The sequence below is a fragment of the Bacillus coreaensis genome (assembly GCF_050586445.1).
In the GTDB taxonomy this organism is placed as follows: Bacteria; Bacillota; Bacilli; order Bacillales; family Cytobacillaceae; genus Robertmurraya_A; species Robertmurraya_A coreaensis.
This window is the reverse complement of record NZ_JBOCCY010000002.1, coordinates 525,338-546,143: the sequence shown is the minus strand read 5'-3', so window position 1 is coordinate 546,143 and position 20,806 is coordinate 525,338. Positions and strand designations below refer to the sequence as shown.

Sequence of the window (20,806 nt, the reverse complement as noted above, 5' to 3'; positions counted from 1 at the left end):
CTACATTGCTATGTTTTTTACCTGAGGATGATCTTCAACCCGAAAGGAAGAAGTAAACAATGCTCAATTATTCACAATCTCATATACAACAGTTACAGTCATATGCTATTTGTAAGAACCATAAAATAATAAAACACCCTCACAGGTACAACTAATACTAGTTAGCATACTTTCTAATTAACCACTTTAAGTTTGATTCTGAAATATCTCCGTCTCCATTTGGTTCAATTTCGTATTCTCCATCTTCTAGTGCCTGTGGTATATATGAAATTGCTTCCTCATAGTAATCAACATGTAATCTTCTAATAATCTTGTGAAACTTTATAATATCTAGGGTATTTCTAGCCTGAATAGTAAGGAGTTTTGATAGACCTTGTGAACCAGTGTAAATGACCATCAGATAACTATTCATCAGCTTGTTTGGATCTACAATTCTTTACAGCCCTATGATGTACAATTCTAAAATAGTCCGCAGTAAATTCCCTTCCGTCCTCAGGTAAAAAAGAATCCCATTCTAACATGCCATCTTTATCCGATTCAATGATCTCACCACAGTAGTCACAGTACCACTGTTTTTTCAGTTCTAGTTTTAATTCGAGTTCTTTAATTTTTCCACTCATTTTATCCCTCCTAGTTTAAGTTTAATACTAACATTCAACAATTGGGAGTAAATTCCTGCATTTTCACGAAATTATCCCTTTATCAAAAACCTTTTATATACTCCATTTCTAGAACCCTTAGGAATAGTTATGCGAATAATAAACATAAAAAAAATCCACCCTTCTTTTTACAGAAATAAGTGGATTAAACTCACTAGTACAACCTCAATCGGTCACACTAGGTCTATGTAATTTACCGAAAAAACACTAGTGACTTTATCAAAACAAATCACTGTCAAATCACTATCAAAAAACTGTCTTAACCGTTGATAACATTGACTTTATGGCGGGACTGCCTGGGAATCGAACCCAGCTATCCTGGCACGCAGGACACAAGCGGTTTTGAAGTTAGAGGGAAGGTATCATTTTTGATTACATTTAGTTTTATATAATGCCGTAAAGTCTTGATTTAATGCACTTTTTATTAATTCATATATCATTTAATTTTATTCAATTAAATATAAAAACATCTAATCTGTGACCACGGTGTGACCAAAAGTGTGATCAGTTTTCTTATTTTTTTATAGGATTAAATAGGTTGAGGAGGTTTTAACAAACCTCCTCTTCTTCCATTTGTCACCCAAAGAGAGATTGAGTTTATTGGAACCAAGTGACCCCAACCCTGTCAATGATGGATATACTTGTTAATCCTAATGTCTTTAGTAAAATGTTTATTCATACTTTGGCTCCTAAAATAAAAAGTAGAACAGGAATCTCGTTCACCAATTTAACGGGGTTCCTGTCTCCTTCTTTGTATTTTCTATATTTCTACTAGTACTTGCTTATAGTCTAGCCATTTGATACTACTACACTGTGATTTAATAAATTCATCGTGTGTCATCCATAAGTTTGTTTAATGACTGCTTATATATGGATGGGGAAACACCAAATCTCTCTTTAAATACCCTAGAGAAATGAGCTACATTTTCAAATCCAGTTGTAAAACATACTTCTGTAATAGAAAAAGGGGAATGTGATAAAAGTTCCCTTGCCTTATCTAGTCTACGATAGCGAATCCATTTAAGAGGAGGTGAATTGTATATTTCTTTAAACTCTCTTTTGAATGTGGATAAGCTTCTTCCAGATAGATATGCCAAATCACCTATAGATACAGGATTGAAAATGTTTTCCTCAACTACCTGACTAATACATTTCCGTTCATTATGTCTTAAATGTAGAAATTGGTATAGGAACTTTTCATCTGTATCTGCAACATCATATAGTAACTCAAGCAGTTTTAATCTGACTAATCCTTCTTGGATTTTATTTGGATCTTTTAATATAGGTTTTAATGATTCAATATATCCTGTTAAACGCTCATTCATAGGATACACTGAAATTGGAATAACCGTGGATGGGAATGAGGATTGCAAATTAGTCATTTTTATAAACTCATTTAGTAATTCATCTTTTAAAAAAAACATCATGTAATCAAGCAAATCAACTGATCTTTCATCACCAAATTTCTCATAACTAACTACAATGGATTTATGAATTAAGAGCATTTCTCTATCCTTCACTAAGTAGGACTGGTTACCAAACTTTAATAAATACCTACCCTTAAGGACAAATAATAGCATATGATCCTCTAAAAACATTCTTCCCTCCGTTTTTTTGGTAGGTAAGCATGATTCAATAACAGTCAGACCATTCATTTTTATAACACTTTGACTAGAAGGTTCATTCGACATTCCTTCTGGTACTTTAATTAGCTCACTTATAACGTTTAGCAAGATCCTAACCTCCTTTTCCAAGTTATTTCTCTGTATCACTAAGCTTTTTTTTAATTATGTTCCTAACTATCTTAATAACAAAGATCGAGGGGATATAAAAATAAACAAAATAAAACCCTACAGCGTAAACAAATTTATTAACCATCTCTAATTTGAAATAATTATCAATTCCAACTGTGGACATTAATACAATCCCAAGTGAAATAACTAGTGAGATTCTAGGCTTAATATCAAACAATCTCTTATAAATTCGGCAGACACTCCATAAATGTAGACATATTGTTGAGATAATAACAGCTAACCAACTAAAGACAACTATAAATTCAAATCTTTCAACAAATGGAAGCTCAATAATCTTTATCATTTCTAATGTTGGCCACTTACTATTTAATAATTGTCCAATACTGAAATAGGTGAAACTTATTAAGGTAACTCCTTCCATTTACATAGAATCTGGATTGGATCAGTGGTCTGAAAATTGTTCTTCTCTTATTAATGTAAGGTAAAGGGAACCTAACAAAACCGTCTGTCAAATCACGATATCTAAAGGGATAAAGGGGGGCCAGGTAAGGGATCCCAAATGATTTAAGACGAATAATATGTGTTAAAAGGACTATTACTCCCGCAACTAACCCTAATCCTCCCAATATTGATGCTAATAATTAAAGGGAACCTTAAAAAACGAATCGTATTTGACATTTTAAAAGTCGGTGTGGTAAATGATGCTAATGCAGACAAAGCAACAATGATAAGTAATATGTTACTAGTTAATGCTGCTTCAACAGCTGCTTGTCCAATAACAATCCCCCCTACAATTCCTAATGTTTGCCCAACCTTTGTTGGAAGTCGAGCACCAGCTTCTCGTAGAAACTCAATAATAATCTCCAAGAAGAGTGCCTCTATTAACGGTGGAAAAGGAACGTTTACTCTCGAATCAATGATAGGTCCGAGCATATCCTTTGGTATTACAGCAATGTGATAAGTTAGAACAGCTACATAAATGGGAGTTTCTGTAATTGAGAACATAACCCCTAAAAACCTTATCATTCGAAAAAAGCTTCCAAGTACCCACGGTAATAAATAATCTTCTGGAGAAACAAAAAAGTCAAAAATAGATGTTGGAGCATTAATTGTGTAAGGAGAACCATCGCATAGTATAGTAAGTTGTCCTTTTATTAGACAAAAGGCTGCACGATCTACTCTCTCAGTAGCAATAACAAGGGAAAGGGAGTATTTGAATTATCAGTAATTAATTGGTCTAGCATTGAACTATCACAGATTAAATCATAGTCAGTTCTTTAATTCTTTGTCTAGCTGTATTAAGATATTCGTTATTGATAACCCCATCCAGATATGCAATTACAATTTTTGTATTTGAAGTGGTTCTGTCTATCATTTCCTCAAATTTAAGATCAGGTGTATTCAAACTTTTTCTTAATAAACGCAAATTAGTATCATATTTTCTACAAAACCAACTTTAGGGCCGATAACACTATACTCATTTTCGGCATCGTTTTGTTCACGATAACCTTTAGATGTTGTTAATGAGTTAACAACAATACAACTATCTGCATTATTTTTGAAAAATACTATTGAACTCCCCTGTAATACTTGCTCCGAAATCTCTTTCATATTATTATTTGTTTTTGTATCTTTTATAGGCAGTATTTTTCTTATATCCTCTAAACTTAATATTTTTCCAAGGTTTTCCATTATAGGTGTGGAGATATTTTCGTGAATAATTTTTTCATCCACTAAGGAATCAAATTATGCAATAGTTAAGGATAATTCACTACTTATCATTAAATTTGAGAAGTCACTGGATTGAGAATAGCAGGAAATAATATCATTAATATCTTTAAATTCAGTTAATATATTTTTAAGGGAAACCATTGCCTTACTCCCCTTCTAATAGTATCTATAGTTCATTCTAATAATGTTATCTTTACAATTTTAAGGTATACATGGATTAAAAATATTTAAAACACTAAATCCTTACTTTGTAAAAAAAGCAAGGAAACAAATATGTCTCCTTGCTTTAATATATAAACGTCTGTAGTAATAAATATAATATGATTAAATTTGTGATACTCCACCATCAATTAAAATTTCACTACCATTAATATAGCTACTATCTTCGGAAGCAAGGAATACAATAGCTTTGGCCACCTCATTTACTGTACCCAGCTTTCCTCTTGGAATTCGAGAAGCTACCATATCTTTATATTGTTCGGTTTTTTCTCTATCTTTATTCCCTCCCAAGGTCAAAAACCCTGGTGTTTCTGTAGCTCCCGGACTTAAAACATTTACTCGGATGTTTCTCTCTTTTAAATCAAAAATCCAGCTTCTTACAAAACTACGGACTGCTGCCTTTGATGCACTATAAACACTAAATGCTGGTATACCTTTTGATGCCATAATTGATCCTATTAAAATAATAGATGCACCATCTTTAAGTAAGGGCAAAGCTTTCTGAACAGTAAAAAGGGTACCTTTAACATTAATATCAAATGTCTTATTATAATGATCTTCCGTTATTGTTTCTAATGTTGCCCATTCACCAACAGCTGCATTAACTACAAGGATATCAATTTGTTTTTCAAACCTTTTTACAGTCTTAAAAAGTTCGTCCAAATCATTCATTCTAGAAACGTCCCCCTGGACACCAATTGCATTGTCTCCTAATAATTTCACTGCTTTTTCAAGTTCAGTCTGACTTCTTCCGCTAATAAAAACTTTAGCACCTTCCCTCACAAGCTGGTCCGCGGCAGCGAGTCCAATGCCACTACTTCCGCCTGTTACAACTGCTACTTTGCCATTAAACCTGTTCATTTGGTAACCCCACATAGAATAATATTTTTTTATGTTTCTTTTATCTTGCACTCTTTTTGATACTTAATTATTAACAAGTCAAGTTCTTGGCTTTTCAATAAAATATCATGGTTTGAAAGTTTTCTATAACTCTTATATAGTGTATCTAGTTGACATCTCAATATATAAATTTCCATTAAAAGGTTCTGACATTTATTCATATCACTCTCATACATTTTTATAATTATTTTCCAACAAGTATATTGGGTTCCTTAGACCTTTTTGAAATTATCCAACAAAAAATCTTTCATTAATTTTACACTTGTATATAAGTCTTCCTCTAATGGAAAATGACCCGTATCTAATAAGATTACCAGGCAATCTTTTAAATCCTTTTGGAATGCCCTGGCACCTTCTTGGCCAAAAAACAAATCGTTTTTCCCCCAAACAACTAGAGTCGGTGGTTGATAAGTTCTAAAGTAATCTTGCCAGCATGAATAAAGTTTTAGATTGTTTTGATAATCATAAAATAAAGCTAACTGAACTTCATCATTCCCTGGTCGGTTGAGACCGTATTGATCCATATTCCATGAGTCTGGACTAATTTTATCTGGTTCTCGAGTACCATGTATATACTGGTACTTAGTAAAATCCTCGCTAATTAATCCTTTAAGCTTATCTTTATTTTCCTGTGTTGGAGAATTCCAATATTGTCGAAGTGGCTCCCATGAGGGAAGTAACCCTTCTTCATAGGCATTCCCATTCTGTGATATGATTGTTTCAATTCTATCTGGTCTCATGGTTGCAACTCTAAAGCCAATAGGAGCACCGTAATCGTGAACATATAAGTTAAACTTTTTTAAATCAAGATTATCTATAAATTCATTGATAAGGTTAGCGATATTTTCAAAAGTATATTCAAACTCGTGTATGGAAGGCTGATCACTATTTCCAAAACCAGGATATTCTGGTGCAATAATGTGATAATCTTCTTTGAGTTCATTAATTAAATCTCTAAACATATGTGAGGAAGATGGAAATCCATGAAGAAGTAATATCGATGGATTAGTTGGCTTTCCAGCTTCTCTATAGAATATATTAATCCCTTTTACAAGCATTGTTTTATAGTAAACCGTCATTTCAATGCACCGTCTCAATTATTTTTATAACAAAGATCTATTGAAATGTTTATTATCAAACTTATTTTTTTATATCATCATGATCTGTACTTGTTATAACATCATTCCAGGTTTGAATATCTCTTTCAAAGTTTGCTGTCTTTTCTTTAAACATATGAAGAGTATCACTACCTAGTGGGAGATGTACTGGAGCTTCTTTGGCATTCCCTAACAAAACGATTGCTTTGGCTAACTTCACTGGATCACCAGGTTGTTTTTTATTTAATTTATTAGCAATTCTTCTCATCTCACCAACTGTTTCATCATAATCAGGAATAATGTTGCTTGATTGAATTAGGGAAGAGTTATCTAAGAAATCTGTTCTAAAGAATCCTGGTGCTACAACGGTTGCTTTTATTCCAAGTGGAGCCAACTCTAGTGCAAGCGATTCAGTCAATCCTTCTACTGCAAACTTGGTTGCACCGTATACTCCCCATCCAATAAACCCACCTAATCCACCAATTGATGAAATGTTAATTACATGACCGGCTCTTTCTTTACGCATGTATGGCAATACTGCTCTAGTAACATTTAATAAACCAAACACATTGGTCTCAAAGTTTTTTCTTACCTCATCTGTGGATGATTCTTCAACAGCGGCCAGAAGCCCGTATCCAGCGTTGTTTACTAGAATATCGATCTTTCCGTATTTTTCTATTGTTTCATTTACTGCTTCAAGAGTCTGTTGTTCATTAGTTACATCCATAACAACAACACTAAGATTTTTTGGATTCCCTAATTTATCTGATAGAAGTTCTACTGAGTTTCTAACTGTAGCAACTACAATATCACCTGAATCAAGTACGGCCTTTACAATTTCTAATCCAATACCTCTTGACGCACCAGTTATGAACCAAACTTTTTGTTTTTTTGACATCCTTTTCCACCCTTTTTTTGTTATTATGAAATGATCTAGTTGAGAAGGTTCTGAATATATATAAATTCAATGCAGTAGCTTAGTTATCTAATTAAAATAAAATTTAAGTGTATTAGAGTTTCAATAGAACTGATAAGACTAATGAAATAAAGTTACCAATCAATTTATCAAAATATATCTCCTTCATTGGACGATTTCAGCAAATTGGTTATCTCTTAGCTGATAAGGTAACTATACTAATTAATCTTAATCCTCGCTTTTCTATTAAGGCCAAAATAATTGTTTTTTTGGTTCATACTGAAATGCCTTATTGATACATAATCCAAATTACAACGTAAATACTGATATAGTTATAATGAGCTGATTATGGCAATGAAAAAGGGACGCTTAACTAATCAGTTCGCTCCCTTTCATATTGATCATCCTATTCGTATTCAATTTCTTGAATACAAATAGGATGATCATTGCTATTAGAATGTTTGTGCTACCTTTACAGCTTTCTCAATACCAGCATCAATAATCTCCTGTGCTTGTTCTGGGTATTGATTGTGCCCTTCTATTATGACGGTTTTTATATCGTTTACCCCCCAGAAGTTGTGCGCCCATAAGGGCATTTAGAAAATCTGCTCTAGCAAAGTAGTAGGGAATTATCACATTCTTCACCCTATCATCAGCCAACTTATCCGTAAGGGAAACCAAGCGGGGAGTGTAGCATGTTGGAAAAGCCGTAAGTTGTCTAGTTACCAAGACACGACTGAATGGCGAGATGACAATTCATAGACAAGGATGAAAGCTGAATTGCTTGAATGATAGCTCAAGGAGGACTACGGGGACCTTCAGCGGGAGGTAATGATTTACGCTGTGTGAAGTATGCATATTTCTTATAAACTTCGAGAAATATGAAGTGATACTGCTTCGACCATCTTCTATATGGAAGAAACGAGTGAACATCACATCCGAAACTATGAAACGCTATGTTTCTAAATGTCTAAATGGGGATTGCCTAAGTCAGAACGCTGAAGCCACAGCTATGCATAATACCTATTTAGGTGATAAATTTCAAGCTGAAATGCAAGAAAGATGATGCTGAATATCTGATAAGGCAACGGAGTTCTCGTAGTAGTCCGAGATAGGGAAAGCCTATTACATGGCGAAGGAGAACAGTTTATCTAGTTTAATACCAAATTGGGAAGGAGCGTGAGGCTTTATGAGAAATCCAAAAGTAGTATTAAGCAGTCTAACTTCCAAAGCACAAAATGAAACGTATGTATTTGAGCGATTATATCGAAACTTGTATAACACCGAGTTTTATTTAGAAGCCTATGGTAAACTTTATCCAAATAAAGGAAGTAATATAAAAGGTGTTAATAATGACACTATCGATGGAATGAGTTTAGAAAGAATCGAGCGCTTAATTGAAAAACTAAGAGAACAAACCTATCAACCAAAACCAGCACGCAGAACATATATCCCAAAGAAAAATGGTAAAACACGACCTCTGGGTATCCCAACTTTTGAGGATAAGTTAGTGCAAGAAGTTGCACGGCGAATTTTAGAAAGTATTTATGAAACGCAATTCTCAAATCATTCGCATGGTTTTCGACCAAATCGTAGCTGTCACACAGCTTTGAAGGAAATACGCAATACGTTCACAGGGACGAGATGGTTCATTGAAGGGGATATTAAAGGTTTCTTCGATAATATTGACCATCATGTATTAGTTGGACTTTTACGGAAACGAATCAAGGATGAAAAATTAATTAATTTAATTTGGAAATTCTTAAGAACAGGTTTTGTAGAGGATTGGACTTTTCATAAAACCTATAGTGGGACACCCCAAGGTGGAATTATTAGTCCGTTACTTTCGAATATTTATCTACATGAATTAGATAAATATGTAGAAAAATATGCGGAATCCTTTAACAAAGGGGAAAAGCGCAGACATAATCTTGTCTATCATAACCTGGCATCAAGAATTAATTACTGTAAAAGTAAAAATAAACGTGATTGGGAAGGATTAACTAAGGAAGAAAAAGCTGAAAGGCTTCGAGAATTAAAAGCTCTATATAAAGAGCTACAAAGCCATGATAGCAAAGACCTTTTTGACCCAAACTATCGCCGAATGAAATATGTAAGGTACGCAGATGATTTTATTATCGGTGTCATTGGTAGTAAAAAGGAAGCTGAACAAATCAAAAAAGATTTAACATACTACCTTGCAGATAAACTCAAATTAGAATTGAGTGCTGAAAAAACGTTGATAACGCATAGTGAGAAAAACGCTAGATTCCTAGGGTACGATATACGTGTAGCAAGAGATTGGCACAGAATGAAGATGCCAAATGGCACAAAGAAACGCAAGTTCAACTATCAGACTAAGCTATTCGGTCCTCAAGAAAAATACATCAAAAAACTCATCGATTTAGGTGCATTAAAAATTAACAGCAACAATTGCTGGAAACCAGTTCATCGTCCGTATTTAGTGCATAATGATAACCTTGAAATTCTTCGTACGTATAATGCAGAAATTGAAGGATTATATTATTATTATCGTCTAGCAAGTAATGTACACGTCCTTCAATCTTTTCGACAAACAATGAAATACAGCATGATTAAAACATATGCCAGTAAATATCAAAGTACCGTCAGTAAAATCATTACAAAATTTAAGATAAACGGGAAATTAGGTATACGTTATATAACGAAGGATGGTCCTAAAATTGCCTATTTTACGGAACAAAGAATGGAAAAGAACTCGGAAATCAAAAAACAGTCAGTCGATATAATAGAAAATACGTTACTTTACGGTGGCAGAACAAGTCTCATTGACCGCCTTTTAGCTCAAAAGTGCGAATGGTGTGGTGCAAAAAATGTTCCATTAGAGATGCATCATATCAATAAGCTTAAAGATTTAAAAGGTAAGAAAAGATGGGAACAAAACATGATTGCAAGAAATCGTAAGACGATTGCCATGTGTGTACAATGCCACCATGACTTACACAATGGAAAGTTAGATTGATAAATGGAAAGCCGTATACTCTGAGAGGAGTACGTACGGTTTGGAGGGGAGTTCTTGGAAACCTACTTAGGTAACTAAGCAAGGCGCCGGGTACTTACCCTACTAAAATTACTTTTAGATAACTCACAGCCATTTCCAATGACTTTGCAGGTCCTTCTGAGTAAACTCCTCCACTTGCATTTAATAAAACTATTTTCTTCTCACTGAGTAGTCCTTTAGGTCCTTCCGCTGTGTAGCTGAAAGTTTTCCCTACCTGACCTATATAATCTAAATAGGTATGCAATGGAGCAGGTATTGTAAAATTCCAAAGAGGAAAAGCGAATACAACTTTACCAGCAGAAAGGAACTGATCCAAATATTTATTAACCAGGTTTGTCGCTGTTTTTTCTTCAGGGGTTAATTCTATTCCCTTACTCAACTTAAACATCCCATTTATCTTATCTGTATCGTAATAAGGTAAATTCTCTTTAAAGATATCAAGCTCTATTATTTCATCCTCTGGATGAGTTTCTGTATAACTTTCTAAGAATGATTGATAAAGTTGTACACTAACTGACTGCTCTAATGGGCGAGAATTTGCTTTTATAAATAAAACTTTTGCCATTTTAACTTCACTCCTTGATTTGGTTTTATCCTTAACACTTACGCAACACTCGTTGCATGTTTATAATAAGATAGGTAGGAAGAAGCTACACTCATCAAATCTCTAAAAATATTGTTTAACCAACAAATCTTAAAAATTGTCTTATTACGGAGGTGAAAAAATGACGATACAGAAACTTGACCCAAGAATTATACGTACCAGAAAACTACTCGAAGATGCCTTCACAAGCTTAATACGGGAGAAAGACTTCCATTCAATTACTGTAGGAGATATTACAACAAGGGCAACCGTTAATCGAGCAACGTTTTATGCGCATTTTACCGATAAATACGAACTATTGGATTCTACAATAACTAATGATTTCAGAGATTATCTTAAGCAAAGACTCAATTGTCATAGTTTATTTAATCAAGAGACTCTTACTAATATCCTTTTAGTTATGTGCGATTATCATAAAAATCTTAGTACCCTTTGTTCTAGTAGGTATCAATCTTTGGGAACGCTTATTCAAAATAATATTATTGAAGAATTACAAAATTTTATCTTTAACTCTTTAGTTCATACAAATGATCAAACACCTGGTTTATCCAAACTAGAATCAATTAAAACCATTTCAACAATGCTTAGTTGGAGTATCTACGGAGCAACATACTCTTGGAATAAAGAGGGTAGGAAAATCTCTACAGAGCAATTTATAACAAATATGCTACCAATAATAATGGATGGGGTAGGTTCTAAAGGAATTTGTGACTTAATTGAGAATTACTCGTCTAAATAGGAAAAAGCTATAATAGGGAAGGTGTTCAATGAGCAAAAAGACTATTATTTAATATATTTCTTGCAATATTGTTTATAAGATTTTCAAGAATGCAAGATGGGAAAGTGCTAGTGACAAGAGCACATATCCTGACTTTAGAATCAACGAGGATTATGCAATTTGGATACTTTCGCCCGATAATCGAATTAAAGTGAGAATTGAAAGTTTAGATAAAAACACCTTTCTATCTGAAAAAGACTCAAAAACTTTATATAAAATGCTTGCAGACGAAAAGATCGGTAATTAAATGACTGAGCTTTTTTTATATTTATTAAACTAACCTCCCTCTATAAAGAAACGGTTATCTTCAAATACCTCTTGTTTTCTCACGTTTTCTATATGATTCAATTTTATTATTAACAGTGAGGTTGGTGTATTAAAGTAATTGAGGGGAAATTTGGTACCTGTGAGCAAAAACTCCCATTACTACCTATACACTTTTATCCAAAAAGTGGGTAATAAGTAAAATTATAATCGCACTGGTAGATGTCCACATATCTCATGGTGGTGTACCCTCCCATGTCTCACAGAGTCAATGCTCCAAAATTCCTTCGTCCAACCTTTCCATGAGGTGGATGTCAGTAATGCTGCCCGACAGGATCCATGCCCGTATTTTAGTTGAATGACTGACTAATCCGTGCTTCATATGTCAAATAAAAACCAAATCAGTATATGAAAAACATATTAAAAATAAGAGTTATAGAGATTAAGCTGCGTTCTTCAAGGTAGCCATGTGTGTTATATCCTTCAACATTTTGTCTTCACAAAACTCACATTGTTTCTTACCAATAGTGAATAAAATTCGTATCAACTTATTACATATGGCAATAAGGGACTGCATTTTTTTCAAAGGGTTATCTGGACGTTTTGTATAATATTCATGTAAGGCTTTAAATGCTGAATTTTTTGCGACTAAGGGCATAGCTACTCGGAAGAGGAGGACTCTTAGAGTTTTCCTACCTCGTTTAGCAATCTTGGTTTGACCTTTGTGCTTTCCTGACGTGTTCTCCTTTAAACTTAACCCAGCTAAATTTATTATTTGCCTAGGGTGTGAATAGTTATTTAGATCCCCTACTTCTGCTAAGAAGCCAGCAATAGTATCCTTACCTATCCCCTTTATGGCAATCATTTGTTCAACACCAGGTATTTGTTCTAATAATTTATCTATATTTGATTCTAGTTCTTCGAACTTTTCTAGGATTAATTCATATTTATCTATTAAAGTACGGAGCTTTAATTATCAATACCTAAATCGTAAAAAGCCACAAAAAATAAAGAGTGAAACATATTATACATGGCTAATATGCTTCACCCTTTTAATTCTTGTTCCACAAATGCCATTTAGCACAATAAGAAAAGCCGCTAAAATAGCAGCTGGAACTTCAACTCTTGCACCCGTTAGCTCAACAAGGATTATTCTCTTCTTAATAAATTTCTGTATAGCGTTAAATGAGAAAAGGGGTCAATCTCATCTTCATTAGGAACATACATCTCTGTATCATGATAAGGCAGTGTAATCTGTTGCCAATCCTTATTATTTTCTGTTTCACCTGGTAAACATGATATGAACAATTCATAACCTTCACCATCACTTGATGTGGTAACTAACCGTCCTTCACCATATTGAATAGCATTGTCAATAACATCTCTCAGTTTTTTAAGTGCTATTTTGTTCCCAACTATTATTGCATCATCATGCCAGTGTTTTTGACCATAAATATGAAGATACGGAGATTCTGTATAACCCTCCTTCTTTTCCAATCACTTCTATGAATTTAGGAATAAGTATTTCGTGCGATATGTCAGTTGTAAATACATCCATTTCTGTGTGGCTTTGACCAAACATTTCTTCAAATTGTTGAATAAAAGGTGTTACTTCTACAAATAAAATAAGAGCATCTTTAAAAAAATATGTACGAATTAAGGTATCTTGTTTTTCATAACAAGCAAATGTAACAGTTGGAGACAACTCTTCAAACTGTACTCTTCTAATCTTAAATTGTTTTCTCTTTCCCATATTTGAAGATTTAGAAATGCTAGTGTCTATACCAATAAATAATGTTGTTTTAACCAAAACTTTTACCCCTTTACCTTTCATTTGATAAAACATAACACCGTTTATTAAATAAAACAAAAAACAGAAGCAGTGTAGCCCCTGTTCAACTCTTGCACCCGTTAGTTGAATAAGACCAATTACATTTCCCACTTAAGCTGTCTTCCTCCAATAATATGGTAATGTAAATGATAAACTTCTTGCTGTCCATGAGTTCCTGTATTAGTTATGACTCTAAACCCCATTTTATCTACACCTAGCTTCTTTGCTACTTTTTGAATTTCCATATGTATCTTTAGTATTACTTTTTCATCTACTTCTGTTATATCAAGTATGTTTTCTATATGTTTTTTCGGAACAATTAACGCATGAACTGGTGCACTAAAATGTAACCCGTAAAATGAAATGACATCCTCATCTTCATAAATGATTTCTGCTGGAGAATCTCTATTAATAATTTTACAAAATATACAATCCATTACCCGAACCCCTCATAAGCCTTTTTTTAAAGTATATCACTTGTTCTTCAACTAAACTCCCTCTATAAAGAAACGGTTATCTTCAATAAGAAAAACGGCATCCCTTGTTGAAGGAATGCACCCGTTAACTCAATAAGATTTTATTATTTATTCTTCCAGTGTAGAGATAACTTAGTTTTCATAAAAAGTTTTATTTTAATTATTTTGAATCATCCTTTTGATTGATTTAATAGCATCAAAATGCATTCCTTCATGATATAGACAAAAGCTAATTAATTCTTTCAATGTTGATAAGGTAAGACCAGTAGAAGTAGTGTAGGGTACTATCACATCATCTAAACGACCTTCTAAATTTTGCTCTATTCTGTCTATTTGATTTTTTAGTAACTGAATTAGTTCTTGGATAGTTGGTAACGCTTGGTCTCCCCAATCAATAGGCTTTGTACCCGTACTAAACAATTCCATAAAATAATTTGGTAATTTGGTTTCTTCCCCTATGATTTGGAAACCAAACTTTTCTTGTATCACATAGATGTGACCTAAATTCCATTTGATATTATTATTAAAACCCTTTGGTATAAATAATGATTCTTCATCTTTCATTCCTACCACTTGACTAAGTGTATTTTCTCGAACAAATCTCAGTTGTTTGAAAATATAATGTTCCATTCGATTCCCTCCTATATTGATACTTATATCCAAAATGTTGGATAATTTCTGTTACTACGCAGGTTATTAATTAACAATGCAAAAATCACAATAATGATAGAGCCAATTAAAACAGGTGAAATTAAATAATTCCAGCTATATGTCCCTAACATAACAACAAGTGGGTCTGCACCTGCTGGCGGATGTGTTGTTTTTGTTAACATCATCATTGCAATCGCTAAACCAACTGCAAAAGCAATCGCCCACGGCTCATTACCAAATAGATGATATATAAGTAAACCAATGAATGTTGATACAAAATGACCACCAATTACATTTCGAGGCTGTGATAGTGGTGCGTTCCAAACACCAAATACCAACACACAACTTGCACCAAACGGAGCCATTAACCATTCAGTAGAGGTCATATTTGTTAAATAAATTAAAGTAACAATTGTTAAAAATCCACCAGTTAATCCTGTAAAAGAGTCTTTTACATTAACTTTTAATGGACTTCTTCCTTTTCCTTTCATTTTCGATAAGTACCGTACACTGATTAATTTTTTATCTTCACGATTGATTGACGTTGCATCACTCATTGTTAAAACCTCCTTTTATTTACTATATTATTCTACACAGAATATCGCAGTTATCCATCTTTAAGCACCCTTTCTTAATACAGAAAGGTCTGTATTGTTTAGTAGGAAGAAGTTAAAATTAATTCTTATTATCTTAGTAAATAATAGTAGTTATTCTTTACCTTTCGTACATCCATGACATTATGGATCTCACAAAAAACATAAATCACTCTTCAATTTCTATAGGTAAATTATGACTATACGTTTGGTTGGAACTTTTAATTTGGAATCTACCAGAAAAATCAATCGTTAAGTTGTCATCAAGGAAGTCTAAAGAAGATTTATTTAAATAAATTGGTTTCCAATTCGTTTGAACTTGTTCAAAGCCTACATTTAGCTTAATAAGTTGTAACCTTAAAACTCCATCCAAAGGTTGCCCACATCCACCCATTTCATAATGAAGAAATCTAAAATGGTTAGGAAATTTATTTTCCAGCTTTTCAAACTCATCTACCGCCGCTTCTGTAATAATAATATTCATAACTATTCCCACCTTATCTATTTTGGATTATATGGCGAATACTTCATAAATTCCCATTGATAAGATTTAGAAGTATCGGTTTGTAGAACTTCAGCCACTTGAATTTGTATTAGACGTTGTGCACCAGGAAATTCGGATACAATATTTTCATTAATCTTCCAGACAATTTGCGCCTCACCGGTAAGCTGTAGCGTATCTCCAGTATCGAAATCAAAAAATAGCAGTCCAACATTCGGATTTTGCACGATATTTCCTAAAGTATTGAATAACATATTGCCCGGATAATCTGGAAACAACAGTAAGTCTTCACTAATAGTATAGACAAAACCTGGCATTCCACCTTTGTGAGAAATATCCATTTTCCCTTCTGAGCTTGAACTTGCAATAATGAAGGTATCTGAATTGCGAATCCAATCTTGTTGATCCTTATTTAAAATATCTCGATGATAAAATACCTTATTTACATTTTCTTTAGCAGGATTATATGTGAACTTCCTAGCTTGGATAAATTTTGGACAATTCCCGTATACTTGCTCAGTTTTCACTTCGAACTGCCCATCTAGGGAATAACGCAAAATAACACCGTTAGTTCGAATTCTAATCCTGGAGACAAAATCAATTATAAGAATTCCAACCTCTTTGTTATGTTGTATATTAGAAAACAAAGGATCAAACTCGTTTATCCGACCATTAATTCTGACTATATCCGGCCCAATTACTTGTATAATACCAGGGTCACCTGCCAAAAATGAACTCCACACTCGCCCTGTGCTATCCATGGACCCAATCATTAATACAGATTGTTGATTTAAAAAAGATTCAAATTGTTTTGATATGGTTGGCTGAATCATTGTACCTAGAGAATCTGCGAACTTCTGTACACCAAGTAGGTCATGTACAGCACGTTCTCCTGAATGGAAGACCTCCATCATTCACACATCCAATCTTCTTGAAGATACTGCGGTTAACCAAATATTTATTTTATAAGAAATTTGAATAGAACTTTCACAACACAGCGTCATTTTTTGTTAAATTTGATCTATATAAGTTGAATATAATTATTTGCACCTTCTTATTCAGTTGCTAAATCATCATTGAAGTTGCCTTTGTAGGGCAACGTATTCTGCATGACTTTGTGCTGAGATGGGATTATAAGAAAATATTTAGTTCAAAACTTATATAGTTTAGTTTTTTAACGTCCTAATAGTTCATTTATTGTCTTTTCATAAATCCAACCTCTTTTCTCCCCATTTCATATACTTTGTATAACATCGGAAACGGGGAGAGTTTGTCCTAAAACAAACTACAAAGGCTGGAGCAACTCAAATTTATATTACAATCAGGAACTAATTATGCTTTACATTCTTACCTAAAAAGGTCAGCAAAATTATTTTGATGCTCCCTTTAAATAAACATCTACAAGGACCTGTGCGGTTTTACAGCCATGATGAGCAGCTTTATGATTTCCCTCTATCATTGCAGTAACAATCGCTCCCTCAGTTAAAAGAAATAAACCGTTGGTTAATTCTTCTACTTCTTGTATCCCAGTTTCTTCTACAAGTCTTTTGATAAAGCTTTTGAAAAACGATTTATGCTCAAGGGACACCTGGTGAAATGAGTGTTCAGGTTCTGTGAATTCTGCAGCAGTATTTATAAAAGAGCATCCGCGAAAGTCTGATTGCAAAAACCACTCTTCTAATACACCAAACAAAGCAATTAATCGCTCTTTCGGCGTTCTTCCTTTTTCAAGAACTGTAGATTCAAACCAATTTCTCCAAATTGAATCTCTTTTTTGAAGATAAGCTATAACTAAATCATCTTTGGACGGGAAGTGATTATATAGGGTCATTTTGGCCACCCCGGACTCCGCTACAATTTGATCCACGCCTGTTGCCTGAATTCCTTGTTTGTAAAATAACTCCGAGGCAACATCGAGAATATGCCCTTTCTTACTTCTTTTCATACTTTCTCACCTATTTCAATCGTTCTCCTAAAAATTGTTTTATTAATGCGGCACTAATTTCCAAATCCTCTTCTAAAGGAAAATGGCCCGTATTTAATAAATGTACTTCACAATCTTTAAGGTCTTTTTGGAATGCTAGGGCTCCTTTTTCTCCAAAGAATATATCGTTTTTCCCCCATGCTACTAATGTAGGAGGCTGATATGTTCTAAAGAATTCCTGCCAGTTAGGGTATAGTTTAAGGTTATTTCGATAATCATAAAATAGTGCAAGTTGGATTTCTTTATTACCAGGACGATCCAAAACAAATTGATCCATGTTCCATGCGTCAGGACTAAGTCGATCAGGATTACGAGTTCCGTTTGTATATTGGAACTTCGTAAACTCTGCTCCCAAAAGTTCATTCAAGTTATTTTTATTTTCTTCAGTTGGATTATCCCAATATGTGCGTACAGGATCCCAGGCTGATAATAATCCTTCTTCATAGGCATTACCATTTTGAGATATAATAGCCTGAATGCGTTCTGGGTTCTTCGTTGCTAATCTGAATCCTACTGGAGCACCGTAGTCATGAACATAGATACTAAATTTCCCTAATTTTAATTCATGCACAAATTCATTCATCAAATGTGCTAAATTATCAAACGTATATTCAAATTCCTCCATTCCGGGTTGATCACTATTTCCGAACCCTGGGTAGTCCGGTGCGATAACGTGATATTCATCCATAAGTTTATTGATTAGATTTCGGTACATATGAGAAGAGGATGGAAATCCATGAAGTAATAAAATTGTAGGAAAACTTCTATCGCCTGCTTCTCTATAAAAAATCTTGATGTTATTAATATATACTGTTTTGTATTGTACTAACATATTTTTCACCTCAGATTGGTTTATTTTTCTAACCTGAATTAAGCAAGGAAAAGGCTAACGTTTTAGTTATTGCATATTACCTCCTCCCTGAAACCTATTATACATACAGGTCTGTATAATTGCAAGCTTTTTAATTATCTCCAATTCACTCCAATGCCAATCAGTATTTATCGCTTGGGCGGTCGAGGAGGAATCAGAATCGGGTCGGATGGCTTCGGGTTCGGCTTATTCGCCATTTTTTTCCATTTCCCTTGATTCCGGTTAGGGGGCCGGAGGCTCGGTTATTCTTCTTCTTGTTGTTGTTCTGGTTGTTCTGGATCTCCTTCTGGGTCTTCTTGCTGATCGTGATCTTCATGTTGCTGCCGATGTCATTCGGCTCCGGCTTGCCATCCTTCTTTAAAGGATTCTACACCGTCAAGATAACCATTAACAGCCGCTGATTTTGTTTCTAAAGAATATTTGGTCATAACAAAACTGCACCTCCAATTCTATTAAATGCTTACTTTAGTTGAGGAACAAAAGGGAACGCTGTAGCAATCCCGTTTTTAGCATAAGCACCCGATAGTTTAAGTACAATCCTTCACAATCTTTCTTTTGGAATAAGAAAAAAGGCGACCTTCACCTTGAAGAATCGTACCTTATAGGCGAATAATAAGTGTAATATATTACTCTTATTTGTAGTATGACCTGTTATATTAAATCGTCCATACTACCCAAGCTGTCACAAAAACCAAATTCTTATCCGTTTGATAATTGGTCACTGGCGGTTGCCTGAGGCGGTTTCTCTAACCATCCGTTCTCAATCATAATATTCATTCCGTCTTCCGCATAGTGTAAAGTTTCTGCAGTAAGTCTAACATAATCAGCTCCTAAATCACGTCTTGGGCTTAAAGAGAGACCTCTGCCATAATGAGCAATACCTATGGAATTTAATGATTGAACATAGAACATCATCAGTTTATCCAGGTAACAATGAAAGTGCTGGGAAAAAAAAGTCAGGAAAAACAAGAAAAGGTAATAAAAAATTACGAGTAGCACTTGTTTAAGCTGCACATTCGGCAGCAAGAACAAAAAACACCTATCTTTCATCCCAATACCAACGTTTAGCAGCAAGAGTTAGTAAAAAACGTGCAGCAGTTGCGGTTGGACATACTATATTAACGATTGTTTATCATTTGTTAAGCAAAAGGCAACCTTATATTGAATTAGGTGCAGATTACTTTGATCGACGAAAGAAAGAAATCGTGATTAAGCAATCTATTAAACGATTAGAAACACTTGGTTGTAAAGTAGTGGTTGAAGCAATAGGGTAATGATGTGTAAAAAATTACAGATTTGGTTAAAGCCTAGATCCATTTTTTTAAAAACTGGTTTTACTGTGAATTACTTCACATAATGAACGATTTACAAATGAAGAAAATTGATACGGATTCGCTCATTTCGAGAAAACACGATCGAAAGAAAGTATATCGTGAGAATAGTGACCATATTGTCTATAATGTTTTAATACCTAACTTCATGAAAGCACATATTGAACTCTTAATGATGGATTTATATGCACACGCAAGCACTACGGAAAGTAACTATTCACACGACAACCAAGAAGAAATTGCTGTCGTCATGAAAGGTCAAACTTATGTTGAACTTGAAGGTACCGAATATTTTTTAGATGAAGGAGATGTCGTACGAATTCCGCCCAATGTTAAACACCGATTTTTAAACAAGTGTGATGAATCCAGTCATATTTTATTCGTACTAACCCTATCTTTAGCTTAAATAGTATCTCCTTATGTGAGTAAGCTGATTAATCTTCTGCCAAAGTCTATCCAGACGATTTGAATAGTAGCAGTTAGTAAATTAGATGACCAAGCCTGTGATGGTACTCATATAACCTTTGCAATATAATCTGCCTACTTATTAAATGGCTAACATTATGATACAATTTTAGTTTTAATCGAAAGTGCCTTTAGAGAAA

General features: G+C 33.9%; 20 protein-coding genes and 6 pseudogenes. 4 read left to right on the top strand and 22 right to left on the bottom strand.

Annotation, left to right across the window (positions count from 1 at the left end; all coding sequences use genetic code 11):
• Window positions 1-157 precede the first annotated feature (157 nt).
• From ACQ5H4_RS05955 to ACQ5H4_RS05910, 10 genes and pseudogenes are all read right to left on the bottom strand, one after another.
• On the bottom strand, window positions 158-412 hold the full coding sequence (locus ACQ5H4_RS05955; RefSeq protein ID WP_430774034.1) for a hypothetical protein: 255 nt from the start codon (window positions 410-412) through the stop codon (window positions 158-160).
• Window positions 405-620 (bottom strand): hypothetical protein, encoded by a 216-nt coding sequence (locus tag ACQ5H4_RS05950; RefSeq protein WP_430774033.1) that lies wholly within the window; start codon window positions 618-620, stop codon window positions 405-407. The genes ACQ5H4_RS05955 and ACQ5H4_RS05950 overlap by 8 nt, the downstream gene beginning before the upstream one ends.
• An 866-nt stretch (window positions 621-1,486) precedes the next feature.
• Window positions 1,487-2,392, bottom strand: coding sequence for a helix-turn-helix domain-containing protein (locus ACQ5H4_RS05945; RefSeq protein ID WP_430774032.1), 906 nt, complete (start codon window positions 2,390-2,392; stop codon window positions 1,487-1,489).
• A 22-nt stretch (window positions 2,393-2,414) separates the two neighbouring features.
• Window positions 2,415-2,834 (bottom strand): GerAB/ArcD/ProY family transporter, encoded by a 420-nt coding sequence (locus tag ACQ5H4_RS05940; protein WP_430774031.1) that lies wholly within the window; start codon window positions 2,832-2,834, stop codon window positions 2,415-2,417.
• Window positions 2,776-4,285, bottom strand: a pseudogene (locus ACQ5H4_RS05935) (spore germination protein). Before ACQ5H4_RS05935 ends, ACQ5H4_RS05940 begins: the two are co-directional and overlap by 59 nt.
• Window positions 4,286-4,468: 183 nt before the next feature.
• Window positions 4,469-5,224 carry an SDR family NAD(P)-dependent oxidoreductase gene (locus ACQ5H4_RS05930; protein WP_430774030.1) on the bottom strand — a complete coding sequence of 252 codons (756 nt, stop codon included), beginning with the start codon at window positions 5,222-5,224 and terminating at the stop codon, window positions 4,469-4,471.
• Between the two features lie 29 nt (window positions 5,225-5,253).
• Window positions 5,254-5,400: a Spo0E family sporulation regulatory protein-aspartic acid phosphatase gene (locus ACQ5H4_RS05925; RefSeq protein WP_430774060.1), complete on the bottom strand. Its 147-nt coding sequence runs from the start codon at window positions 5,398-5,400 to the stop codon at window positions 5,254-5,256.
• Window positions 5,401-5,475: 75 nt separating this feature from the next.
• Window positions 5,476-6,342 carry an alpha/beta fold hydrolase gene (locus tag ACQ5H4_RS05920; protein WP_430774029.1) on the bottom strand — a complete coding sequence of 289 codons (867 nt, stop codon included), beginning with the start codon at window positions 6,340-6,342 and terminating at the stop codon, window positions 5,476-5,478.
• 61 nt (window positions 6,343-6,403) lie between these two features.
• Entirely contained in the window at window positions 6,404-7,258 is an 855-nt protein-coding gene (locus ACQ5H4_RS05915) for an oxidoreductase (RefSeq protein ID WP_430774028.1), read from the bottom strand.
• Between the two features lie 470 nt (window positions 7,259-7,728).
• Window positions 7,729-7,851, bottom strand: a pseudogene (locus ACQ5H4_RS05910) (FMN-dependent NADH-azoreductase); the annotation flags it as partial.
• 614 nt (window positions 7,852-8,465) lie between these two features.
• Here ACQ5H4_RS05910 and ACQ5H4_RS05905 point away from each other — a divergent pair.
• Window positions 8,466-10,277 (top strand): reverse transcriptase/maturase family protein, encoded by a 1,812-nt coding sequence (locus ACQ5H4_RS05905; protein WP_430774027.1) that lies wholly within the window; start codon window positions 8,466-8,468, stop codon window positions 10,275-10,277.
• A gap of 103 nt (window positions 10,278-10,380) precedes the next feature.
• On the opposite strand, the pseudogene ACQ5H4_RS05900 reads toward ACQ5H4_RS05905, so the two are convergent.
• Window positions 10,381-10,881: pseudogene (locus ACQ5H4_RS05900) on the bottom strand (FMN-dependent NADH-azoreductase); the annotation flags it as partial.
• 160 nt (window positions 10,882-11,041) lie between these two features.
• On the opposite strand from ACQ5H4_RS05900, the gene ACQ5H4_RS05895 reads away from it, so the two are divergent.
• Complete coding sequence (locus tag ACQ5H4_RS05895) at window positions 11,042-11,659, top strand: TetR/AcrR family transcriptional regulator (RefSeq protein WP_430774026.1); 618 nt, start codon at window positions 11,042-11,044, stop codon at window positions 11,657-11,659.
• A gap of 745 nt (window positions 11,660-12,404) precedes the next feature.
• On the opposite strand, the pseudogene ACQ5H4_RS05890 reads toward ACQ5H4_RS05895, so the two are convergent.
• The 11 genes and pseudogenes from ACQ5H4_RS05890 to ACQ5H4_RS05840 all read right to left on the bottom strand — a co-directional run.
• Window positions 12,405-12,818, bottom strand: a pseudogene (locus ACQ5H4_RS05890) (transposase); the annotation flags it as partial.
• Window positions 12,819-13,111: 293 nt separating this feature from the next.
• The gene (locus ACQ5H4_RS05885; RefSeq protein ID WP_430774025.1) at window positions 13,112-13,270 is read right to left on the bottom strand and encodes a hypothetical protein; all 159 of its coding nucleotides are present in this window, start codon (window positions 13,268-13,270) and stop codon (window positions 13,112-13,114) included.
• Between the two features lie 121 nt (window positions 13,271-13,391).
• Window positions 13,392-13,904, bottom strand: a complete 513-nt coding sequence (locus ACQ5H4_RS05880; RefSeq protein ID WP_430774024.1) for a hypothetical protein — start codon at window positions 13,902-13,904, stop codon at window positions 13,392-13,394.
• Window positions 13,892-14,230 (bottom strand): histidine triad nucleotide-binding protein, encoded by a 339-nt coding sequence (locus tag ACQ5H4_RS05875; RefSeq protein ID WP_430774023.1) that lies wholly within the window; start codon window positions 14,228-14,230, stop codon window positions 13,892-13,894. The genes ACQ5H4_RS05880 and ACQ5H4_RS05875 overlap by 13 nt, the downstream gene beginning before the upstream one ends.
• Before the next feature lie 195 nt (window positions 14,231-14,425).
• Window positions 14,426-14,899 (bottom strand): DinB family protein, encoded by a 474-nt coding sequence (locus ACQ5H4_RS05870; RefSeq protein ID WP_430774022.1) that lies wholly within the window; start codon window positions 14,897-14,899, stop codon window positions 14,426-14,428.
• Window positions 14,900-14,922: 23 nt separating this feature from the next.
• Window positions 14,923-15,477, bottom strand: a complete 555-nt coding sequence (locus ACQ5H4_RS05865; protein ID WP_430774021.1) for an HPP family protein — start codon at window positions 15,475-15,477, stop codon at window positions 14,923-14,925.
• Window positions 15,478-15,682: 205 nt separating this feature from the next.
• Window positions 15,683-15,997 (bottom strand): iron-sulfur cluster biosynthesis family protein, encoded by a 315-nt coding sequence (locus tag ACQ5H4_RS05860; RefSeq protein ID WP_430774020.1) that lies wholly within the window; start codon window positions 15,995-15,997, stop codon window positions 15,683-15,685.
• Window positions 15,998-16,014: 17 nt separating this feature from the next.
• Window positions 16,015-16,926, bottom strand: coding sequence for a pyridoxamine 5'-phosphate oxidase family protein (locus ACQ5H4_RS05855; RefSeq protein WP_430774019.1), 912 nt, complete (start codon window positions 16,924-16,926; stop codon window positions 16,015-16,017).
• Window positions 16,927-17,384: 458 nt separating this feature from the next.
• The gene (locus tag ACQ5H4_RS05850; RefSeq protein WP_430774018.1) at window positions 17,385-17,960 is read right to left on the bottom strand and encodes a TetR/AcrR family transcriptional regulator; all 576 of its coding nucleotides are present in this window, start codon (window positions 17,958-17,960) and stop codon (window positions 17,385-17,387) included.
• A gap of 10 nt (window positions 17,961-17,970) precedes the next feature.
• Window positions 17,971-18,831 (bottom strand): alpha/beta fold hydrolase, encoded by an 861-nt coding sequence (locus ACQ5H4_RS05845; protein ID WP_430774017.1) that lies wholly within the window; start codon window positions 18,829-18,831, stop codon window positions 17,971-17,973.
• A gap of 738 nt (window positions 18,832-19,569) precedes the next feature.
• Window positions 19,570-19,782, bottom strand: a complete 213-nt coding sequence (locus ACQ5H4_RS05840) for a DUF3231 family protein (RefSeq protein ID WP_430774016.1) — start codon at window positions 19,780-19,782, stop codon at window positions 19,570-19,572.
• 11 nt (window positions 19,783-19,793) lie between these two features.
• On the opposite strand from ACQ5H4_RS05840, the pseudogene ACQ5H4_RS05835 reads away from it, so the two are divergent.
• Both ACQ5H4_RS05835 and ACQ5H4_RS05830 read left to right on the top strand, forming a co-directional pair.
• Window positions 19,794-20,144: pseudogene (locus tag ACQ5H4_RS05835) on the top strand (transposase); the annotation flags it as partial.
• Between the two features lie 91 nt (window positions 20,145-20,235).
• Window positions 20,236-20,607, top strand: a pseudogene (locus ACQ5H4_RS05830) (cupin domain-containing protein); the annotation flags it as partial.
• Window positions 20,608-20,806: the final 199 nt, after the last annotated feature.